The sequence below is a fragment of the Bacillus sp. MZGC1 genome, from assembly GCF_002998605.1.
Taxonomy (GTDB): domain Bacteria; phylum Bacillota; class Bacilli; order Bacillales; family Bacillaceae; genus Bacillus.
The window spans coordinates 167,790-187,248 of the sequence record NZ_PVRE01000004.1 but is presented as its reverse complement, the minus strand read 5'-3'; the positions used below and the strand labels follow the sequence as shown (position 1 = coordinate 187,248).

Annotated in this window: 7 protein-coding genes and 1 riboswitch; all 7 genes read right to left on the bottom strand. The window is 44.3% G+C overall.

The window, feature by feature from the left end; genetic code table 11:
* Window position 1: 1 nt before the first annotated feature.
* Entirely contained in the window at window positions 2–10,708 is a 10,707-nt protein-coding gene (locus C6Y06_RS14175; protein WP_189288370.1) for a non-ribosomal peptide synthetase, read from the bottom strand.
* Between the two features lie 144 nt (window positions 10,709–10,852).
* A riboswitch (cyclic di-GMP riboswitch) is annotated at window positions 10,853–10,945 on the bottom strand.
* 369 nt (window positions 10,946–11,314) lie between these two features.
* Window positions 11,315–12,118 carry an ABC transporter permease gene (locus C6Y06_RS14170; protein ID WP_106031578.1) on the bottom strand — a complete coding sequence of 268 codons (804 nt, stop codon included), beginning with the start codon at window positions 12,116–12,118 and terminating at the stop codon, window positions 11,315–11,317.
* On the bottom strand, window positions 12,111–12,980 hold the full coding sequence (locus C6Y06_RS14165; RefSeq protein ID WP_034664145.1) for an ABC transporter permease: 870 nt from the start codon (window positions 12,978–12,980) through the stop codon (window positions 12,111–12,113). The genes C6Y06_RS14170 and C6Y06_RS14165 overlap by 8 nt, the downstream gene beginning before the upstream one ends.
* Window positions 12,980–14,071 carry an ABC transporter ATP-binding protein gene (locus C6Y06_RS14160; protein ID WP_106037081.1) on the bottom strand — a complete coding sequence of 364 codons (1,092 nt, stop codon included), beginning with the start codon at window positions 14,069–14,071 and terminating at the stop codon, window positions 12,980–12,982. The genes C6Y06_RS14165 and C6Y06_RS14160 overlap by 1 nt, the downstream gene beginning before the upstream one ends.
* 8 nt (window positions 14,072–14,079) lie before the next feature.
* The gene (locus C6Y06_RS14155; protein WP_034664150.1) at window positions 14,080–15,165 is read right to left on the bottom strand and encodes an ABC transporter substrate-binding protein; all 1,086 of its coding nucleotides are present in this window, start codon (window positions 15,163–15,165) and stop codon (window positions 14,080–14,082) included.
* On the bottom strand, window positions 15,162–17,147 hold the full coding sequence (locus C6Y06_RS14150; protein WP_106037080.1) for a hydantoinase B/oxoprolinase family protein: 1,986 nt from the start codon (window positions 17,145–17,147) through the stop codon (window positions 15,162–15,164). Before C6Y06_RS14150 ends, C6Y06_RS14155 begins: the two co-directional genes overlap by 4 nt.
* Window positions 17,137–19,206 carry a hydantoinase/oxoprolinase family protein gene (locus C6Y06_RS14145; RefSeq protein WP_106037079.1) on the bottom strand — a complete coding sequence of 690 codons (2,070 nt, stop codon included), beginning with the start codon at window positions 19,204–19,206 and terminating at the stop codon, window positions 17,137–17,139. The genes C6Y06_RS14150 and C6Y06_RS14145 overlap by 11 nt, the downstream gene beginning before the upstream one ends.
* Window positions 19,207–19,459 lie beyond the last annotated feature (253 nt).

Below are 19,459 nucleotides of genomic sequence, written 5' to 3'. Positions count from 1 at the left end.
CTTAAAATATATCCATTAGCTTTTCAAGTTCATCCATCGTGAGATCTTCATCCCCTACATCACTAGGTGTCATCTGGGTTTCCTCCTGTGATACGCAATGTGAAATCAGCGCCCTCACATTCTTTTCAAGAAGATCCTTGAATTGTTCCATCGTACGTTCTTCAAATTCAAGTTGATGATAAGAAATCGTCACATGGAACATGGCTTGTTCGACGAATCCCACAATATCAAGTGCATGAGGTTTCTCTGATTCAGGACTCAGCGATTGTCCTGGATGCCACGTTGAGCGGCTTAACTCACCGCTGATCTGTTCATCAAACTGACCAAGATAGTTAAAGCTGATATCTGGCGCGAGATCAAATGAGATATCGTCCTTCATCTTGTCAGGGGTTAAATATTTTAATATGCCATAGCCGATTCCCTTGTTCGGAATGTGCCTGAGTTCCTCTTTTAAATGCTTGATCTGATAAGAAAGTTCGTCTGCATGCGACATATCCAGTAACACAGGATACATACTTGTAAACCAGCCAATCGTCCGTGATACATTGATTGCAGGGAGGATGTTCTCTCTCCCGTGTCCTTCAAGATGAATAAAGTGTCTGTCTTCACCTGTCCACTCTTTCATGGACAATCCAAGTGCTGTCAGCAAAATATCATTGATGTCTGTTTGATATGCTTCATGTACATCTGTCAGCAGACTGCGTGTTTCCTCCTCAGACAATGTAAAACGAATGGTCTGTGTATGAAGCATCCGCTGATCTTCTGTCACATAATCCTTTTGAATCGGTGTAACGGAATGCGCAATTACCTTTTTCCAATAGGCTCTTTCCGACAGCAACTCATCTGACATCGCGTATTCCGTCAGCTTCTGGGCATATTCTTGGAAAGAGTGTGTTTTTTCAGGAAGTGTCAGGATTTCCCCGCGCTTCGACTGTTCATAAAGAGCCATAAAATCTTCAAGGAAAATACGCCATGACACACCATCGATGACAAGATGATGTACAGCGAGCAGTAAATGATCCCCTTGATCCGTTCGGAAAATAGCTGGCTTTACTAAAGGTCCTTCTGCTAGCGATATACTCGCCTGCACTTCATTTGCCAGCTTTTCTACCTGCAGGATTTGCTCCGACAGTTCCCCTCGTACTTCCATTACATCAACAGCCACCAAGTTTTCTTCGATTTTTCGATGACGCTGGATCACGCGTCCTTCTTCAATCGGATACACCATTCGCAAGGCATCGTGATGGATCATAAGCTGCTCCAACACTTGCTGAGCGATGGTTTCATCCAAACCATTTGGCGCTTGGAGCATAACCGATTGGTTCCAATGGTGCTGACTCGTAAAGTTTCGCTCAAAGAACCAGCGCTGAATCGGTGTGAAAATGACTTCCCCTTCGACAGGTGACTGGTCGGCTGTCAGTTGATCAGCTTCTTCGATATATGGGCGTAGCTCTGCAATCGTTGGGTACTGGAATAGTAGTTTCATATCGAGCTTCCAGCCCGCTTGTGTGAGTCTGCTTGCCATTTGAATGCCTTTAATCGAATCTCCGCCAAGGAAGAAGAAGTGATCGTGAATGCCGACTTGGCTCACGCCAAGTACGTCTTCCCAAATGCCGCATAGAAGCGTTTCGACTTCGTCTCTTGGCGCTTCGTAAGCCGTTTGGTTGGCTTCCATATCTGGTGTTGGCAATGCTTTCAGATCGACTTTGCCATTTGCCGTCATCGGCAGTTGGTCTAGCTTGATGATCCATGAAGGCACCATATAGTCTGGCAACGTGCGTTTTAGACTTTCTTTGAGATCTGTCGTTTCTTCATCCGTGATGACATAAGCGGCAAGGGCATCTTGATCGCTGGCATCTTTGACCGTTGTCACGACTGCTTCTTTGACTTCCGCCAGCGCAAGGAGCTGCGCCTCAACTTCTGACAGTTCAATACGGAAGCCTCGGATATTGACCTGATGGTCTTTTCTGCCGAGATAGATCAGCTCGCCATCCTCTGTCCATTTCACTAAGTCGCCTGTGCGATACATGCGCTCACCTGGATAAAATGGATCTGGGACAAATCGTTTATCTGTTTCCTCCGGAAGATTCCAGTACCCCCTAGCCAGTCCTTTTCCTGCGATCACAAGCTCACCCGGTACGCCTGGCGGCGAGAGGTCATATAACGAACCCATAATGTAAAAACGTGTATTGGCAATCGCTGTTCCGATTGGAAGCGTTCCTTGATCTGGATTGATAATCCCGCTTGTCGCCACGACTGTATTTTCCGTCGGACCGTAGTTATTCACGAGTTGATATGGAACTGGTTTTACCTGTTTTAGCTTGTCTCCTCCTGTTAGTAAGTAACGCAAGGAGTGATTGTCCATCGACATAAACTGCTCACATAGCTGGGTCGGCAGGAACGCAATGGTGATACCTTCTTGATTGAAATACGCATTGAGCTTGATCATATCGAGACGAATCGCTTCATCGATGATGTGCAGCTCTGCGCCGGCGATCCATGTCGGGAACATTTCCCAAATGGAGGCATCAAAGCCAAAGCCGGCATATTTGGCGGTTCGATCCGCATTGGTCACTTGGAAGGCATCATTGTGCCAAAACGCTAGGTTTACAAGGGACTGGTGCTCGACCATGACACCCTTCGGCTGTCCTGTTGTTCCAGACGTGTAAATCATATAGGCGAGATCAGTCGGTTTCATATGAATCTGAATTTCTTGCGCTTCACCTTTTACGGCATCCTCTATCAATAGGAAATGACCTGTGAATGAAGATGGTGCAGTCAATCCTTTTTGCATCAAAAGAACCTCTGCCCCGCAGTCTTCCAGCATGTAGGTAATGCGCTGATCCGGATAATCCGCATCGATTGGAACGAATGCCGCACCTGCCTTCAAGACGCCAAGGACAGCTGCCGTCATATCAAGGGACGGACGGGTGAGAATGCCGATGCGATCTCCTCGTTTTATGCCGTTTGAGATGAGCCTTGAAGCGACTGTATTCGCCCGACTGTTCAGTTCTTCATACGTCCAGCTTGTTCCGCAGAAGGTTGCCGCTTTTTGGTGTGGTGCTTCAAATGCTTTAGCCTCGATCAGTTTATGAATGGTTTGATCTGACGGAACGTCTAGGACAGGACCTGACCATTCACTGAGCAGTTTTTGCTGCTGCTTCGGTGATAATAGCTGCATTTGATCTAGCGATTGATCTGGCGCTGATACCATTTGTTCCAATAAATGAAGGAAAAACTCCTTCCACTTTTCAATCGAAGACTGTTGAAAGATAGAAGTATTAAAATCGAACACAAGCTCAATGTGATCAGCCGATTCGTTTCCAGTTAAGGTCAAATCAAATTTGGCGATATTTTCTTCAAATGGCTCTGGAACGATGTGAAGTCCATCCATCGTTAAATCACGGATATCCGCATTTTCCATCGAGAACACCACATCAAAGATTGGGTGACGGCTAGTGTCTCGAACCGTTTGTACTTGGTCTACCAATTCTTCAAATGGGTACAACTGATGCTCATTTGCCTCTAACACAAGTTGATGAACATTTGACGCAAATTCTGCAGCTGTCAGATGTCCTGCTGGCTTTGTTCTAAGTGCCAGCGTGTTCACAAACATACCAATGACAGATTGAATATCAGGGTGAGTTCTGCCCACAATCGGTGAACCGATGATGATATCTTCTTGTCTTGATAGCTTGCTTAAAAGGGTACTGTAGCAAGTGAGTAGGACTGTATACGTCGTACTGTTGAGCGCTCTGACCAGCTCATCCAATTTCGCTTTAAGCGGCCCATTGATTGTAAATGAGACGCGCGCTCCTGCGAATGTTTGCACTTTTGGTCTTGGCAGGTCTTCCGGCAGTGCCAGTACAGGTAGCTCTCCTTGTAATTGCTCCAGCCAAAATGCCTCTTCAGCTCTTTTTTGTGCAGCAAACGTCTCACTTTTTGACCAAACCGCATAATCCTTATATTGAACAGGTAATTCCTCTAGTTTGTCTCCTCGATACAAGGCTGAAAGCTCCTCAATTAAAATGCCAACAGATGCGCCATCTGAAATGATATGATGCATATCAATCAGTAAATAATGGACATTTATGGAAACAGAAACTAGACCTACTCTGAGTAAAGGCGCCTTTCCTACATCAAATGGACGGATAAAGTCATTCATCAATTCCTGTATGTCTCGTCCGTTCCCTTCGATTTTTTCAATGTCTACAGAGATATTTGTTTCAATCCGCTGAACAGGTTCATTCTGAACGAAATCAAAGCTTGTTCGGAATGCTTCATGACGATGGACAAGCTGTTCAATCGCCTTTTCAAATCGTTTTTCATCAAAGGCCCCTTCCAGCTTTAAAGCAGCCGGCATATGATAGCTTTGCTCCGCATCGGTCATTTTCTCCAATACAAACAGCCTTTTCTGAGCAGATGTCACTGGATAATAGGCCGCTTCTTCTGCAACCTCCACCCGCTTGATCTCCGTTTGATCCGCTTGTTCAACCGCAAAGGCAAACGCCTCTAATGTTGGAGATTCAAATAAAGACTTCAAAGTGAGCTCCACGTGCATCTCTTCATACAGCCTGTTCAGCATTTTCATGCCGCGCAGCGAATGGCCACCGCATTCAAAGAAATGATCGTCCCTGCCGATTCTCGGCACTTCAAGAACTTCCTCCCAAATGCGCGCTACGTGATGCTCTGTTTCGGTTTGAGGAGGGATGTACTCATTTACCCCCTGCTCACTTAGGTCAGGCACCGGTAAGGCGCGCCTATCTACCTTGCCGTTATTCGTCAGCGGAAGCTCGTCTAATTGCATGAAGAACGACGGCATCATATACACAGGCAGTTCACGCCCTGCTTGCTCGCGCAAATCAGTTAATGAGACGGACCCTTCGGCTGTAAAATATGCACATAATGTGTCATTTGGAGCTGCAATGACGACGGCTTCCTTCAATTGCTGATGGCGAAGCAGCTGATGCTCAATTTCTCCAAGTTCAATACGCTGACCTCGAATCTTCACTTGATGATCAATCCGTCCAATGAATTCAATCTCTCCATTTGACAGCCATCGTGCAAGATCACCCGTTTTATACATGACCTCACCAGGGCGGAAAGGATTTTCCACAAATTTTTCGCTTGTGAGTTCTGGCTGCCCATAATATCCTTTCACCAGTCCATCACCAGCGACACATAGCTCTCCCGCAACACCCGGCGGCTGCACATGTCCAAATTCATCTACAATGTAAACAGCCGTTTGACTCACTGGCTTTCCAATTGGAATGGATAACGCCTGCTTCTCAATGTGATTCACTGGATAATACGTAGTGAAAATCGTGCTTTCAGAAGGACCGTACATATGAACAAGCTTGCCTTCCCCCACCGTTTCAAGTGCAGTCATGACATGAGGCACGGAAGCTCGCTCTCCGCCAAACAGAACTTTTCTGACGTTCTTCAGGCTGTCTTTTTTCATATCGATGAGTAAGTGAAAAAGAGCTGTCGTGATCATTAAAATACTGACTTTTTCCTTCTCAATCGCTCCAGAAAGCTCATTCATGTTTAAGATATGATCCTTTGGCAGAACAATCAGTTTCGCACCGTTTAATAAAGCACCAAACACATCGAACATAAAAGCATCAAATACATAGTTTGATAGACTCATCACCGTGTCTTCATGATGAATGGTAAGATAATTTGATTGCTTCACCGTTCTCAAAATATTCCGGTGTGTCACCATATTTCCTTTAGGTTTTCCTGTTGTACCAGATGTATAGGTCAAATTCGCCAAGTCCTCTGGTAAAATACCAACATCTATAGGGCTGTCTGATTGCTGGTCAATTGCCTGATCTTCTGTTTCGATGATGGTTCCCTCGAAAGAAGCGAGTACCGAGCGATGGCGCAGCACTTGATGTGTCAATAAGAATCGCGCACCGCTGTCTGTCAAAAAGTGCTTCACGCGCTCATCAGGGAAATCAGGATCAATTGGTACATAGACGCCGCCCGCCTTAAGTACAGCTAGAACAGAGAGTACCATTTCATTGGATCGTTCAAAGAATAAGGCCGCTTTCATCCCTCTTTCAAACCCATGTTCACGCAAATAATGAGCCAGCTGGTTCACTCGGTCATTCAGTTCTTGGTAAGAAAGAATCACACCTTCACATTGGAGTGCAGACTTATGACCATGCTCCTGCACCTGTGCTTCAAACTGCGTCACAATGGTTTCTTCTGCCGGATAAGGCGTCGGTAACGGATTCCACAGATTCAGTTGAGCTTCCGCTTCCTGTTCAGACAGTAATCGATAGGATCGAATCGCTTCCTCCGGCGATTGGACCATCTGCTCCAGCAAATACATATAATGATGTAGCATTTGCTCGGCTGTACTTCGTTTAAATAGCGCCGTACTGTAATCGAGGACAAAGGATAAACCTTGATCTGACTCCATCGCTTGCAGCGTTAAATCAAACTTTGCAATATGGAAATTGGTTTCTTCAATTTCAACTTGCATCTCTCCAATATGCTGGGCTGCTCCATGATCTGGCATGAGTGTAAAAACGGTATCGAATAAAGGATGACGGCTAAAATCTCTTGGTACATTCAGCTTTTCAAGCAGCCGTTCAAATGGATATTGCTGATGCTCAAATGCATGCATCGTCTTTTCCTTAACTTGCTCGATCAACTGCGACACGGTTCCATTCGGATCAACCTCTGACCGCAAAGCAAGTGTCTGGACAAACATGCCGATCATGTCATCCAGGTCTGCATGCACACGCCCTGCCGCCGGTGTTCCAACCACGAATTCCTTTTGACCCGTGTACTTCGCAAGCAATGTATAGTAAGCAGAAAGCAGAACCGTATACAGTGTCGTGTGGTGTTTTGCCGCAAGCTCCTGCAATTGTTCCTTTAACGTTTCATCTATTTCTTTGATCACACGATCCCCTGTGAAAGACTGGACCGCTGGGCGTTGATAATCGGTCATCAGCTGTAAAGCAGGAAGATCACCCGAAAATTCCTGCAGCCAGAATGCCTCTTCTTTTTGAAAATCTTGTTGTTCTTGCCAAACAGCATAATCTTGATATTGAAGCTTCAATGGTGCTTTGACCGATCCCTCGTAAGCATCTGACAGCTCACGCAGCATTAAATCAATCGAAAGACCATCTGAGATGAGATGATGCATATCGAAAAAGAGCAGGTGCTCCTGATCATGTAATGACTTCAAGCCAATACGAAGAAGTGGTGCACACTCAAGGTCAAAAGGTCTGACAAATTGCTGCATATTTTCTTCCATCGTGCCGCCTGTCAGCTGCTCTATTTGAAATGGCACTGATGGAGCTACCTGCTGACATGGAACACCTTTCAACGTATGAAAAGAAGTACGCAGCATATCATGACGTGTGATGAGTCTTTCAAAGGCTTCAGTCAGCTTCTCTCGCTGCAATGTTCCTTTTAACCTCACAACAGCTGGCATATGGTATGCGGTGCTTTGCTCCAATTGACTCACCATATAAACGCGCTGCTGTGGAGGTGACAATGGATAGTGGTCAGCTGCCGGCGCTTTTGCTATCACCGTTTCAGAAGATGTTTCCGCTTGCTCAATGTAGGCAGCCAAAGCAGCAATGGTCTGCTGTTCAAATAAAATGGAGAGCGGCACTTCCACCTGAAAGTCTCGCTGAACATGTGTGAGTACTGTCATCGCTTTAAGTGAATGACCACCTCGCTCGAAGAAAGAATCATATACACCCATCTTCTCTTGACCAAGGATTTCTTCCCACAAACGCACAAGCTTCGTTTCGAGATCGTTTCTAGGTGCAACATATACAGCATGAACTGCTTTGTCGCCTTTTAAAGCAGCAAGTGCACGACGATCGACTTTGCCGCTGACTGTGAGTGGAAATGCATCGAGCTCTTTGAAATAGAGCGGCATCATGTAAGCTGGAAGCTGATGTTTGATAGCGGCTTGCAGCATGTCAACTGACACACCTTCTTGACGAGCTTGATAGTAAGCACTTAACGCCTTTTCCCCATCCGCTTCATCAACCACAAGTACGACAGCTTGATCGACTCCATCTACCTGCTCCATCACTGCTTCAATTTCGCCTGTTTCTATGCGGTAACCCCTTATTTTTACTTGATCATCCATTCTGCCAAGATAATCAATGGTGCCATCCGGAAGCCATCTGACTAGATCCCCCGTTCGATACATCCGCTCGTGTGGAGAAAACGGATCTGCCGTGAATACCTTCTCCGTTAATTCAGGCTGATTCACATAGCCTCGTCCAACACCTATCCCTGCAATGCATAGCTCTCCAATAGCCCCCTGCACCTGTAATTGATCATGGTCATTTAAAATATAAAGACGGTGATGACCGAGTGGTTTTCCGATCGACACATAACGCTGCTGTTCAGATGATTCGCGCAGCTCACTTAGTTCCAGACGATGAACCGCCGCATCGACACACGTCTCAGTCGGACCATACACATTCCACAAAGTAAAATCAGGCTCACTCATACGAACCGCTTCGATAAGAGAGTGTGCTGCTTTCGCAGGCAATGCTTCTCCCCCAATCAACATGTGTGTCAATGACAGCCCGTCCAAATCCGCTGCAAGTAAAAGCTGCACATGCGCCGGTGTTCCGTCTGCTGCTTCAATTTGATGTTTTTTATAATAAGCCGCTAATTGAACACCATTTCTCGTCGTTTCTCGCGGGATGATATGAAGCGTATGCCCAAATAAAAGAGCAGCAAAGATTTGTTTCACCGATGCATCAAAATGGAATGGTGCAAGAAGCGCCATTTGAAGCTCACTCGCCCCTTGATAAATCTCATGATGCAAGGCATGGACCAAATGATGCAGCTGAAGATGCTCAATCATGACGCCTTTCGGCTTTCCAGTCGTACCTGATGTATAAATCATGTAAGCCAAATCCTCAGGTGCCGACTGATTTACAAGCTCAGGCAGCAGACCATCATCTAATTCGATTTGCTGCTGAACGACCATTTTTTCCGAGAGGGCACGGTATGTTGAAACGAACGATTCCTCTGTTAACACAATGGAAGCACCAGAATCCTCCACAATATATTGAATGCGCTCCTCAGGTAATGCCGGATCAATCGGTACATATGCCCCGCCAGCCTTTAATATGCCGAAGATCGCCACCATAGCATCTGCCTTCCGATCCATTAGGACAGCAACAGGCACATCACGCGAGACACCTTTCATTTGTAAAAACCGCGCCAGCTTTTCTGCCTTTTGATACAGCTCTCCATAAGTAAATGCTCCATTTTCCGCTACAACGGCTGTCCGCTCTGCATACTTATTTGCTGTCTCATCAAACATGTGGTGAACCGGTTTTTCAGCTGGTTTTTCAAACGGGATTCTCTCAGATAGTTGCAGCAGTTCCTTTTGTTCATCTGATGGAAGTAAAGGAAGTGTCCCGATCAGCTGGTCAGGCTGAGAGACCGCCGCCTCTAGTATGATCAAAAATCGATCAAACATCTTACTGATTTCTTCTTCGGTGAATACATCTGTACGGTAGTCCAAATCAATGGTCAATGTATCTGTATCCCAGCGGTCCTTTACATGGATTGAAATATCATTCATTCCGCTCCCGCTAAAAATCGGTTCAGTAATAAAAGACAGATTCTCTTTTTTCTGCCACTGCATGACCTGGTATTCTAAAGAAATATCAAAAAGGCGCCCTGTAAACCCTTCTCTTTCTCGCAAATCATTCATGAGGAGATTGTAAGGATACTTTTGGTGACGCAAGATCTTCATTTGATCCGCCATGACCTGTTTTACGAAATCAAGAAATGTTTGCGACCCCTGAACAGATGCACGCATTGGAATCGTGGAAACAAACATACCAATCATCTTTTTTTCCTTGGCATTCGTTCGGTTGCCCATAAAGGTTCCAAGAACAACATCCTCCATGCCGCTAAAACGATGTAAATATACATAAACAGTGGACATAAACATCGAGAGCATACTGACTTTCTGCTCTTCACAAAAAGCACGAAGTTTCTCCTTCAAAGAATCTGGAATATCCCCCGAAAATCGCTGCGCATGTAAACTCATCTCGTATCCCTTATGCGGTTTTAAAGAAGCGAAATCTGGAATATTGGCAAATTGCTCATTCCAAAAGGCTTGGTCTTTTTGAAAACGTTTAGAAGTTTCATAGCTTTGCTCACTCATGATGTGATCAACGAAGGAAATCTCCTCAACCGGTGAGATGTCTACCCCGTGCAGCATGTCCTGGTATAAGTCGATAATGCGATTGCCCATCAAGATAATCGAGATACCATCCGCCACAATATGATGTGCTTTACAGAACAGCCAGCACTCTTGATCACTGATTTGAAAGACCGTAAATTCAATCAAGGGGCTGTCAATTAACGGCATTGGCTCACGGATTTGCTCATTCGCCCAAGCCCTCACTTCTTCTTCACTCCAGCCCTTCTCCATGCGAATCGGCTGTTCTTCATAAGGCTTCATATATTGAACAGGCTCCTCCTGCTCATGTCGATACACCAGCCTCAAACGAAGGGAGTCAGTTTGGCGAATGTACGCTTGAAGCACGTCAACGACTAAAGATGGATCTAAACCTGATACCGATCTCAATCTGGCGAATCCACCCAAATTAGAAATACTTGTACCTGGATAAAATCTTTCCGTGTAGAATACTCGCTTTTGCGCATGTGTTAAGGGGTAATAAACTGTATTCATTCTTATCCTCCGCCTCTTCTATGTTTTCTCCACCAATGTGACACCCTGAACCCTCTATATCAAAAGAACCAAGTCTATTTGATTAAATAGACGCAATACGGAAAGAAGCCCACCCCGAATAAAACGGAGGGACTCCCATTTTGATTCGGTAACCTGCCGACCATAGTAAAAAAGCAACATTTACCTTAGGACATGGCTTTGCGTCTCTACGTTTCCATAGATTTGCCTTTTTCTTCTTTTCTTTTTAAATATTTTCTATTTACGTCCACTTTATATGAAATTATTGTTTTTTTCACCGAAAAATGGGTGTAAAGATTCATGCGTTATACCGAATGAATCACATGATAATTTACGATATTTACCGAAAATAACTAATAATAGTTGCGTTCAACCGAAAATAATCGACTAAATACCGCAAAAATTTCATGTTTCCCCTTAAAATTTGCAAATATGACCGAAAATGCAGGATAGAGGTCTCCTTTCATTCTCCAAAATTTCTTAAATCTTAAGAACTATATTCCCTGAAAAATTGAAAATATTTACCGTAAAAACAACACAAAAAGAGCTGCCATTTCAAATGACAGCTCCCTTGTTTCTTCATTATATTTACATCACCTTAGACAGGCCAATCGTTTTCTCAATGATGAGCAACGCAATGATAGAAATGATAATAAATATGACAGATATCGCATTGACACTCGGATCAAAGGTTTGCTCAATGTAATTAAACGTCCTGATGGGAATCGTAATGGTTTGGGGAGAGGAAACGAACAAACTGATCGATATTTCCCCAAATGACGTCACAGCTGAAAACACCCCGCCTGCAATAATTCCTGGCTTAATCAAAGGCAGCGTCACTCGAAAGAATGTGCGAATGGGTCCTGCGCCAAGATTCATTGAAGCTAGCTCAAGCCGCGGGTCCAAATTCGAGACACTGACGCCTACTGTTCGAACCACATAGGGAAAGCCAATAATGACGTGACCTATGACAAGCGCCCACAAAGATCCCGTAAACCCCATAGCCGTAAACAAATAAAGCATGGCAATCCCTAACACCACTTGAGGAATCATAAGAGGTGACAAAATGAAGGCTTGGATGGCCTCCTTTCCCTTAAAGGAAAGCCTTGCTAAAGCATACGAAGCCATCGTGCCTAAAAGAACCGTGAGAGGCGTTACGATGAATAGCAAAATCACACTAATACGCAGAGACTCCATCCATTCTGGATTCGACACGACCTCTTGAAACCAACGAACGGAGAACGAAGTCGGCGGAAATTCAGGAAAGGCATTTGGACTAAAAGCAGATAAGACGATGACAAGAACAGGTATGGTTAAAAAGAGATAAACCAATGACCCAGCAGTCCAAATCAGGATTGAAAGCAAGCGGTCACCTAATGATTTTTTACGCATGCATCCTCGCCTCCCAACGCTTCAATAGATAGCTTAATAAACTGACCACCACAAGCACACAAACCAATAACGTAAAGGACATCGCTGCAGCAAGAGGCAAGTTATACACCTGCATGACCTGCTGATAAATAGACAGCGGCAGCAGAGGCTGCATCCTTCCGCCGACTAACAGCGGGGTGATATAGCTCCCAGCCGCCAGTGAAAAGACAATAATAGCTCCAGTCACCATACCTGGAATGGTCAGTGGAAAGGTCACATGAAAGAAGGTTCGAATACGTCCAGCTCCTAGACTCATAGAAGCCGGTCGTAAATGACGATCCATATCGGTTAAGCTCGTCGCGATAGGCAGCACTGCAAAAGGCAGCATGACCTGAACATAAGCAATAATCACCGCATTCATATTCCACAGCATAGAGAGCGGCTTTTCAATCACATGTAAATCTAATAACATGCCATTGACCAGACCATTTTGCGAAAGAAGGACAATCCATGCAAACGTCCGAATCACAACACTTGTCAAAAGCGGCGAGACAAGTAAGATATAGAAAAATGCCCGCAGACGCGGATGAGGTGCCTTGACGAGCACGTATGCTGCGGGGTATGCCATCAATAAACAAATCACCGTTGTCTGCAAGGCTACCCACACTGTACTTCCAATCGCCTTCACATACGCATCTGTCGTGAACACATGAATATATTGAGAAAAGCTATATGTTTGTAATGTATTCATCATTGAATCCACATCGCGAAAACTGAGGACGAACATCATCACAAGCGGCGCTAGAAGAAATACAACAAGAAACAAACACGCAGGCAGCAGCATGAACCAATGAAATCGCTGATTCTTTTTCTTGATACGCATCACGTGTGCACCTTCGAATCTAGGAAAACAATATCTTCAGGCTGCCAATTGATATGAATAGCTTCTCCAGCTTTCGGCAGTTCAGGAAATGCTGCATCAGAAGCATGGACAATCATTTCACCGCTATCGAGCCCCACCACCAAACGTAATGAGTGACCAATATAACTGACATCTGCCAGCACGCCTGATACATGGTTGGGCTGAACGTCTTCCCACTCAGAAGATATGCCGATTCTTTCTGGACGGAGCATGAGTAAATGATTCCCCTTCTTCTCTTGGTGTGCCGCAGCCTTTAACTCAACATGCTGCCCGTTTGACTGGGTTAAATGAGGAACGATAAATGCAGCTTTAGCTTCATCATATACTGCTTCAAATAGGTTCACCTGTCCGATAAATTCAGCAACAAATCGATTGTTTGGCTGGCGATACACCTCTAAAGGCGTCCCAATCTGCTGGATTCTTCCCTCACCTAAAATCCCAATCCGATCAGAAAGGCTTAATGCTTCCTCTTGGTCATGGGTCACGAGGATGGTTGTAATTCCGACATTCCTTTGAATATTTCGAAGCTCTGTCTGCATATTTTTTCTAAGTTTTGCATCTAGGTTACTGAGCGGTTCATCAAGAAGAAGAACAGACGGCTGAATCGCAAGCGCCCTTGCAATCGCTACCCGCTGCTGCTGTCCACCACTTAATTGATGCGGCATACGTTTCGCAAACGCCTCTAATTGCACAAGAGACAAACATTCCATTACTTTCTCTTTGATTTCTGCCTTCTTTTTCTTTTGAACCTTTAACCCGTACGCCACATTATCAAATACGGTCAGATGCGGAAAGAGTGCATAGCTTTGAAAGACCATACCCGTTTTTCTTTGATAAGGCGGTAAAGTCGTCACATCCTGATCACCAATATAGACGACACCTTTTGTTGGCTCTAAAAAACCGCCAATGATGTTTAATAACGTTGATTTTCCGCAGCCGCTAGGGCCAAGAAGGGAGAAAAACTCTCCCTCATTCACCGTAAGACTGACATCGTTAAGAGCAATCTGCTCGCCGAAATGCTGGCTGATATGTTCTAAATGGATTCCACTCATGCGATCACCTATTTTCCTCCGCCTAATACTTCGTTCCATCGATTTGTCCAATTGCCAAGCTCTGAAGTTGCTGTTTCGTAATCTACCCAAGTCAGCTTGCTATAATAATTCTCTCCAACCTTGACCTTCCCCTTAATCTTGTCACCGTATTTCACATCAGAATTCGACATGCCATAATAAGATTTTTCCGAGAAAGCCTCCTGAGCTTCTTTTCCACTTAAATAGTTTAATAGTTTGTAAGCCGCTTCTTCATGCTGACTTCCCTTCGTTAAAGCCCAGCTCGCAACAGCTGCAACAGCGCCTTCTTTCGGATATGAGAAACCAATATCCATTCCTTCTTCTTCAAGTGCAAATACTCGTCCATCCCAATATGGAACTGCTGCCACGTCACCACGTTCTAACAAGGTTTGAATAGACCCTGGATTATCTGGAAAAGCAGCTACATGTCCTTTTAATTGTGAAAGGCTTTTAAAGGCTTTATCAATATCCTTAGGATTTGATTCTGTCCCCCCTTGAGCATGGACAAGCGCAGAGAAAAATTGCAAACCGGCTGAATAAGTCGGAGATGATATCGCCACCTTCCCTTTTAGCTGACTGCTCCATAGGTCTGTCCAGCTGTTTGGTTCCTGCTTCACAAGATCTTTTCGATAAGCAATTCCTAGCTGCCCCATGCTAAAGCCTGCTGCATATTGTTTCCCATCAATAGTGAGCTTCTTTTGGACAGAACGGTAAAGTTTTTTGACATTCGGTGCTTGCTCTTCGTCAATCGGCGCAAGAACATTTGCTGCAATGCCTCTTTGAATCGTATCAGGCTGTAAAATAAGCAGGTCATACGGTGGATTTTTTCCATTGGACGCTTTTAATTTCGTAAACCATTCAGAATCCGCTCCAGAGACGGTTTGGACTTTAATTCCCGTATCTTTTTCAAACTTTTCGAGGATTGGTTTGATATTCTTTTCCCAATCGCCTCCGTATACGCCAACGATCACAGTCTGCTGCTGTTTACCTTGATCCTGTCCATTTCCACCGCAAGCTGTCAGCAGTAGAATCATTGATAGTACACCTGCAAAAATAGTGATTAATCTTCTTTTCATGATTGATTTCCCCCTTTTTGTCCATCCATATGAAGAAGTGCTTGAATAATATCTTTCTTTGTTAACGGCTCATTTCTATGACTGAAATGTTGATGAACTGCATGTTTATAATGCGTACGTTCATTAGCTGGGTAAGAACGCAGCTGCACAGCAAGCTCGCTGCTGGCTTCATCCGTCCATACTTTCTCATAAGCTTCTCTGTGTTCTCCGAAATCCCACATGATATCAGCAGGATGATCAACCTTTTCACGAAGCTTATTCGTTTGCTTTTCATCAATCTTCCATTCATTTTGGTCTAGATACACTTTAACGCCATATTGCTGCAGCGCTCTTTCTTCACTTAATAGACCTGCTTCCACTTCCTGAAGGACTTTTTCTTTATTTCTAGCAAATGGATTTCCCCAGCCGCCTCCACTTGGTGATATTAATTGCACAATATCGCCTTTTTCAAGACGCAGAACATCTATTTTTGGCTGGTCTTGTTTTTCACCTTTTGCTGTGATCAGCTTGACCTCACCAACAGCTCCTGCTCGGCCGCCCATTAACCCCCAAGGCTGAAACTTCATTCGTTCCATTCCTCGTGCGGTCACCATAGATTCAGGCTTGATCATTTCAAATTCCAAACCAATCGCATGTCCACCTCTGTTTTCTCCTGCCCCGCCTGTGTTCGGCAAAAGCTCATATCGGTGAACATGAATATCAATATGCTGTTCTAAACTCTCAATGGGTGTATTTTTCAAAAAGCCAGATGAATGATCAATGCCATCTACTCCATCCGTTCCATTTTGAGCACCGCCGCCTCCGCCTAATGGTTCGACAACAGACATTTTCCTGCCACCTGTTTGATCATCAGGAACAGAGAGAACAACAATAGCAGATTGACCTGCACCTGCTGCCGGCACTGCTTCAGGTAACAGCTTACCAATGGCGCCTAGCACGACATTATACAGCCTCATCGTAATCGAATGCCGAATACCAACAGAGGCCGGGTATTCTGGATGCACCAGCGTCCCTTTAGGTGAAATCACTTCAATTGGATATGTTATTCCGCCATTAATCGGTATAAAGGGATCTTTACTAATAATGTAATTAATCAACCCTTGATATAGGAAGGAATGCTTCTGACCATTAGTGACAAGGTTAAAAGCTGTTTTCACTTGCGGGTCACACTCAGAGAAATCCAGCGTCAGCCGCTTTCCTTTGACCGTTAACTTGATTTTCAATCGGATCGGCACATCCGAGATCATATCATCATCTAAATAATCAGCGAATTCACTCGTTCCATCCGGAATGGCTTCAATGACCTTTCCTGCACGAATCTCAGCTTGCTTCAGCAGGTCCATCATTCCTTGTTTCACTTCATTTTTTCCAAATTTGCCGATCATTTCTTTTAACCGAATTTCTGCTGTATTTACTGCAGCAATCATCGCATTGATATCCCCATCATTTAAATGACTGGCTCGGCTGTTGGCTCTTAAAAAGGTACGAACGACCTGATTCTCTTTCCCGCCTTCATAAATTTTCACTGGCGGGATTCTTAATCCTTCTTGATGGACATCTGTTGCTGTCGGTGAAATACTCGAGGGCACAAGTCCGCCCACATCACTCACATGAACAAAAGACCAAGCATAGCTGACAATTTCACCATCTACGAAAATTGGCTTAATGATATGGACATCCGGCAGGTGAGTCGCTAAACCATCTGTCGTATAAGGGTCATTTGTGATGATAATATCTCCCGGCTGCATCGCCCCGCTCTCTTCAATCGCTTTTTTAAGACTCAGCCCTAAAAAGATCGTTACACCCACTGTCTTCGGATAAACAAAGAAATCTCCAGAAGGCGTGGCTAACGCTGTCGCAAAGTCAGCTGATTCTTTGACGAAAGTCGTAAAAGACGTCCGCTCAATGACATGTCCCATGCCAGACGCAATTGCATTAAAATAACTGCGCATCATCTCAAGCTTTGCTGGATCAGTTCTCATGTAAAGCCGCCTCCCTTGAAATCACCAAGTTCCCTGATTGATCAATGCTGCCTGTCCAATTTGGCAGAATCAATGTTGTCGTATCATCCTGCTCAATAATGGCAGGTCCATTGATGACAGAACCTACTGACAAAGTATCTCTGTAATAAATAGCTGCTTCATGTTCTTTTTCTTCTATAAAGATTCGCCTGTATTCATATGGCTTCAAAGATTGTCCGCTGCTTTCATGAACAGGTGTGAAAGGCAGCGGCGGCGTCTCGCCTATGACTCGAACTCGTAAATGAGTAAACTCGATGTTCGCCTGATCATCTCTATGACCATATTGACGCTGATGCAGTTTGTGAAAGGCTTCAATGAGTTGGTGGATATCTTGTTCTTGCTTCAGCCATTCAGCTGATAATGGTAATTCAATCTCAAAGGCTTGTCCTTGATAACGTGCATCTGCCAATAATAGAATGGATGTCTGTTTAATATGCTGAATGTTCTGCCGACTGAACCAATCAGTCGCTTTTCGCGAAAGCATCTCATAATCTTGTTTTAGTTGATCTATCGAGTAGTCTTGTAAGCATATTTTCTTCGACAGCACCGCATCATGAATAAAATCAGCGGTCAGAGCACCTAATGCACATAATGTTCCTGGACCTGGAGGAACGACCACGTTTTTCGCATGGATTTCTCGCGCAAGGAAATTCGCCACAACCGGTCCTGCTCCGCCAAACGCTAGTAAACTAAAATCTCTTGGGTCAAACCCCTGCTGCTCCATGACATTGCTTAATTCTGTGTACATATTGGCGACAGCTACTTGAATCAGCTGGTCAGCCGCTTCTTCTACCGTTTTGTTGAGCTGGTCAGCAATTGGCTGAAAGGCTTTTTCCGCCGCGGACAGCTGTAGTTGTAAATGTCCTCCGGCAAAACGCTCTTGATTGAGATAACCGCATATGAGGAACGCATCAGTTAAGGCGGCTTTCTTTCCCTTACCATACGAAGCTGGTCCCGGCTGTGAGCCAACTGATTCTGGTCCTGCTTTGAGAAGCCCGCCCTGATCAATCCACGCGACAGAACCTCCGCCTGCCCCTATTGAATACATTGCAACAGATGGAAGAATGATAGGGAAACCTGAAAGCTGATTAGACTGAGCCATTGTAGGCTGCCCCTTTTGAATAATGGAGATATCTGCACTCGTCCCCCCTACATCAAAAGTGATCAGGTTGGATTCGTTTGCAGAGGCTGCGATTCTTGCCGCACCAATGACACCAGCTGCTGGACCAGAAAAAAGTGTTTTAACAGGTGAGGTTGCTGCACTTTCTGCATCCATTAAACCACCATTTGATTGTGTAATGTATGGAGAAATTGGTACACCTTCTTCTTTCAAACGGCTTTTCAATGTTTGTAAATACTGTTTTACCTTTGGTTGAATGTACAAATTGACAACAGACATCACAGTACGCTCGTATTCTCTCATTTGAGGCCATAATTCAGATGAAGTAAGAACTTCTAATTGCGGATAATGGTGTTTGATATAGGCTTTTGCCTGTAATTCATGAACTGGATTTTGATAACTATGTAAAAAAGAAATGACAATACCTGCTAGCCTTTTAGACATGACCTGCTGGACAGCATGATCTAATTGCTGCAGATGGAGAGGTTTTTTGATCGTACCATCGTGTATCAACCTTTCAGAGATTGGGTATACATGCTTTCGTGGTATCAATGGTTCCGGCAAACGAGAATTGAAGTCATAAGGAATGGGTAATCGTAAACGTTGTAGTGATAATATGTCTTGAAAGCCTTCTGTCACAAAAAGGGCTAAATCTGCTCCTTTCCGCTGCAATAATGTATTAAGACCGATTGTCATTCCATGTACGAGATATTGGATTTTAGATAAATCAACGCCTCTGTCTTTTAGAAGTTTTAGCCCATTGATAATTCCCTGGGCTGGGTCGTCAGTCACTGTGGGTGTTTTGAGTTCAGTCAGCGCCCCTGTTGCTTCATTCATCAGCGATAAATCAGTAAATGTTCCTCCTATGTCTATACCAAGCCGATAAGAGACATCCGCCATTTGTACTCCCCTCCTGCAATGTAAATAGAATCATATTTTGATAAATTACGACATTTTTTGATATTTGACTCCATATTATTAAAGCATATCGGTCTAGTCAATTTTATTTTTTTAAAATTTCTGTGTGTTAAATTCTTGAAATTAGCCCAAAAAGCAATGATAAAGCCATTTTGATAAAGCATAATCTTTTTTTGACCAGCAAAATTAAAATTTTTATGAATTTTTACAAATATAAAAAGCAAGAAAACGGATA

Excerpts from the sequence above, each read along its gene's own strand:
- C6Y06_RS14175 (WP_189288370.1), bottom strand. The coding sequence starts at position 10,708 with ATGAATACAGTTTATTACCCCTTAACACATGCGCAAAAGCGAGTATTC.
- C6Y06_RS14170 (WP_106031578.1), bottom strand. The coding sequence starts at position 12,118 with ATGCGTAAAAAATCATTAGGTGACCGCTTGCTTTCAATCCTGATTTGG.
- C6Y06_RS14165 (WP_034664145.1), bottom strand. The coding sequence starts at position 12,980 with ATGCGTATCAAGAAAAAGAATCAGCGATTTCATTGGTTCATGCTGCTG.
- C6Y06_RS14160 (WP_106037081.1), bottom strand. The coding sequence starts at position 14,071 with ATGAGTGGAATCCATTTAGAACATATCAGCCAGCATTTCGGCGAGCAG.
- C6Y06_RS14155 (WP_034664150.1), bottom strand. The coding sequence starts at position 15,165 with ATGAAAAGAAGATTAATCACTATTTTTGCAGGTGTACTATCAATGATT.
- C6Y06_RS14150 (WP_106037080.1), bottom strand. The coding sequence starts at position 17,147 with ATGAGAACTGATCCAGCAAAGCTTGAGATGATGCGCAGTTATTTTAAT.
- C6Y06_RS14145 (WP_106037079.1), bottom strand. The coding sequence starts at position 19,206 with ATGGCGGATGTCTCTTATCGGCTTGGTATAGACATAGGAGGAACATTT.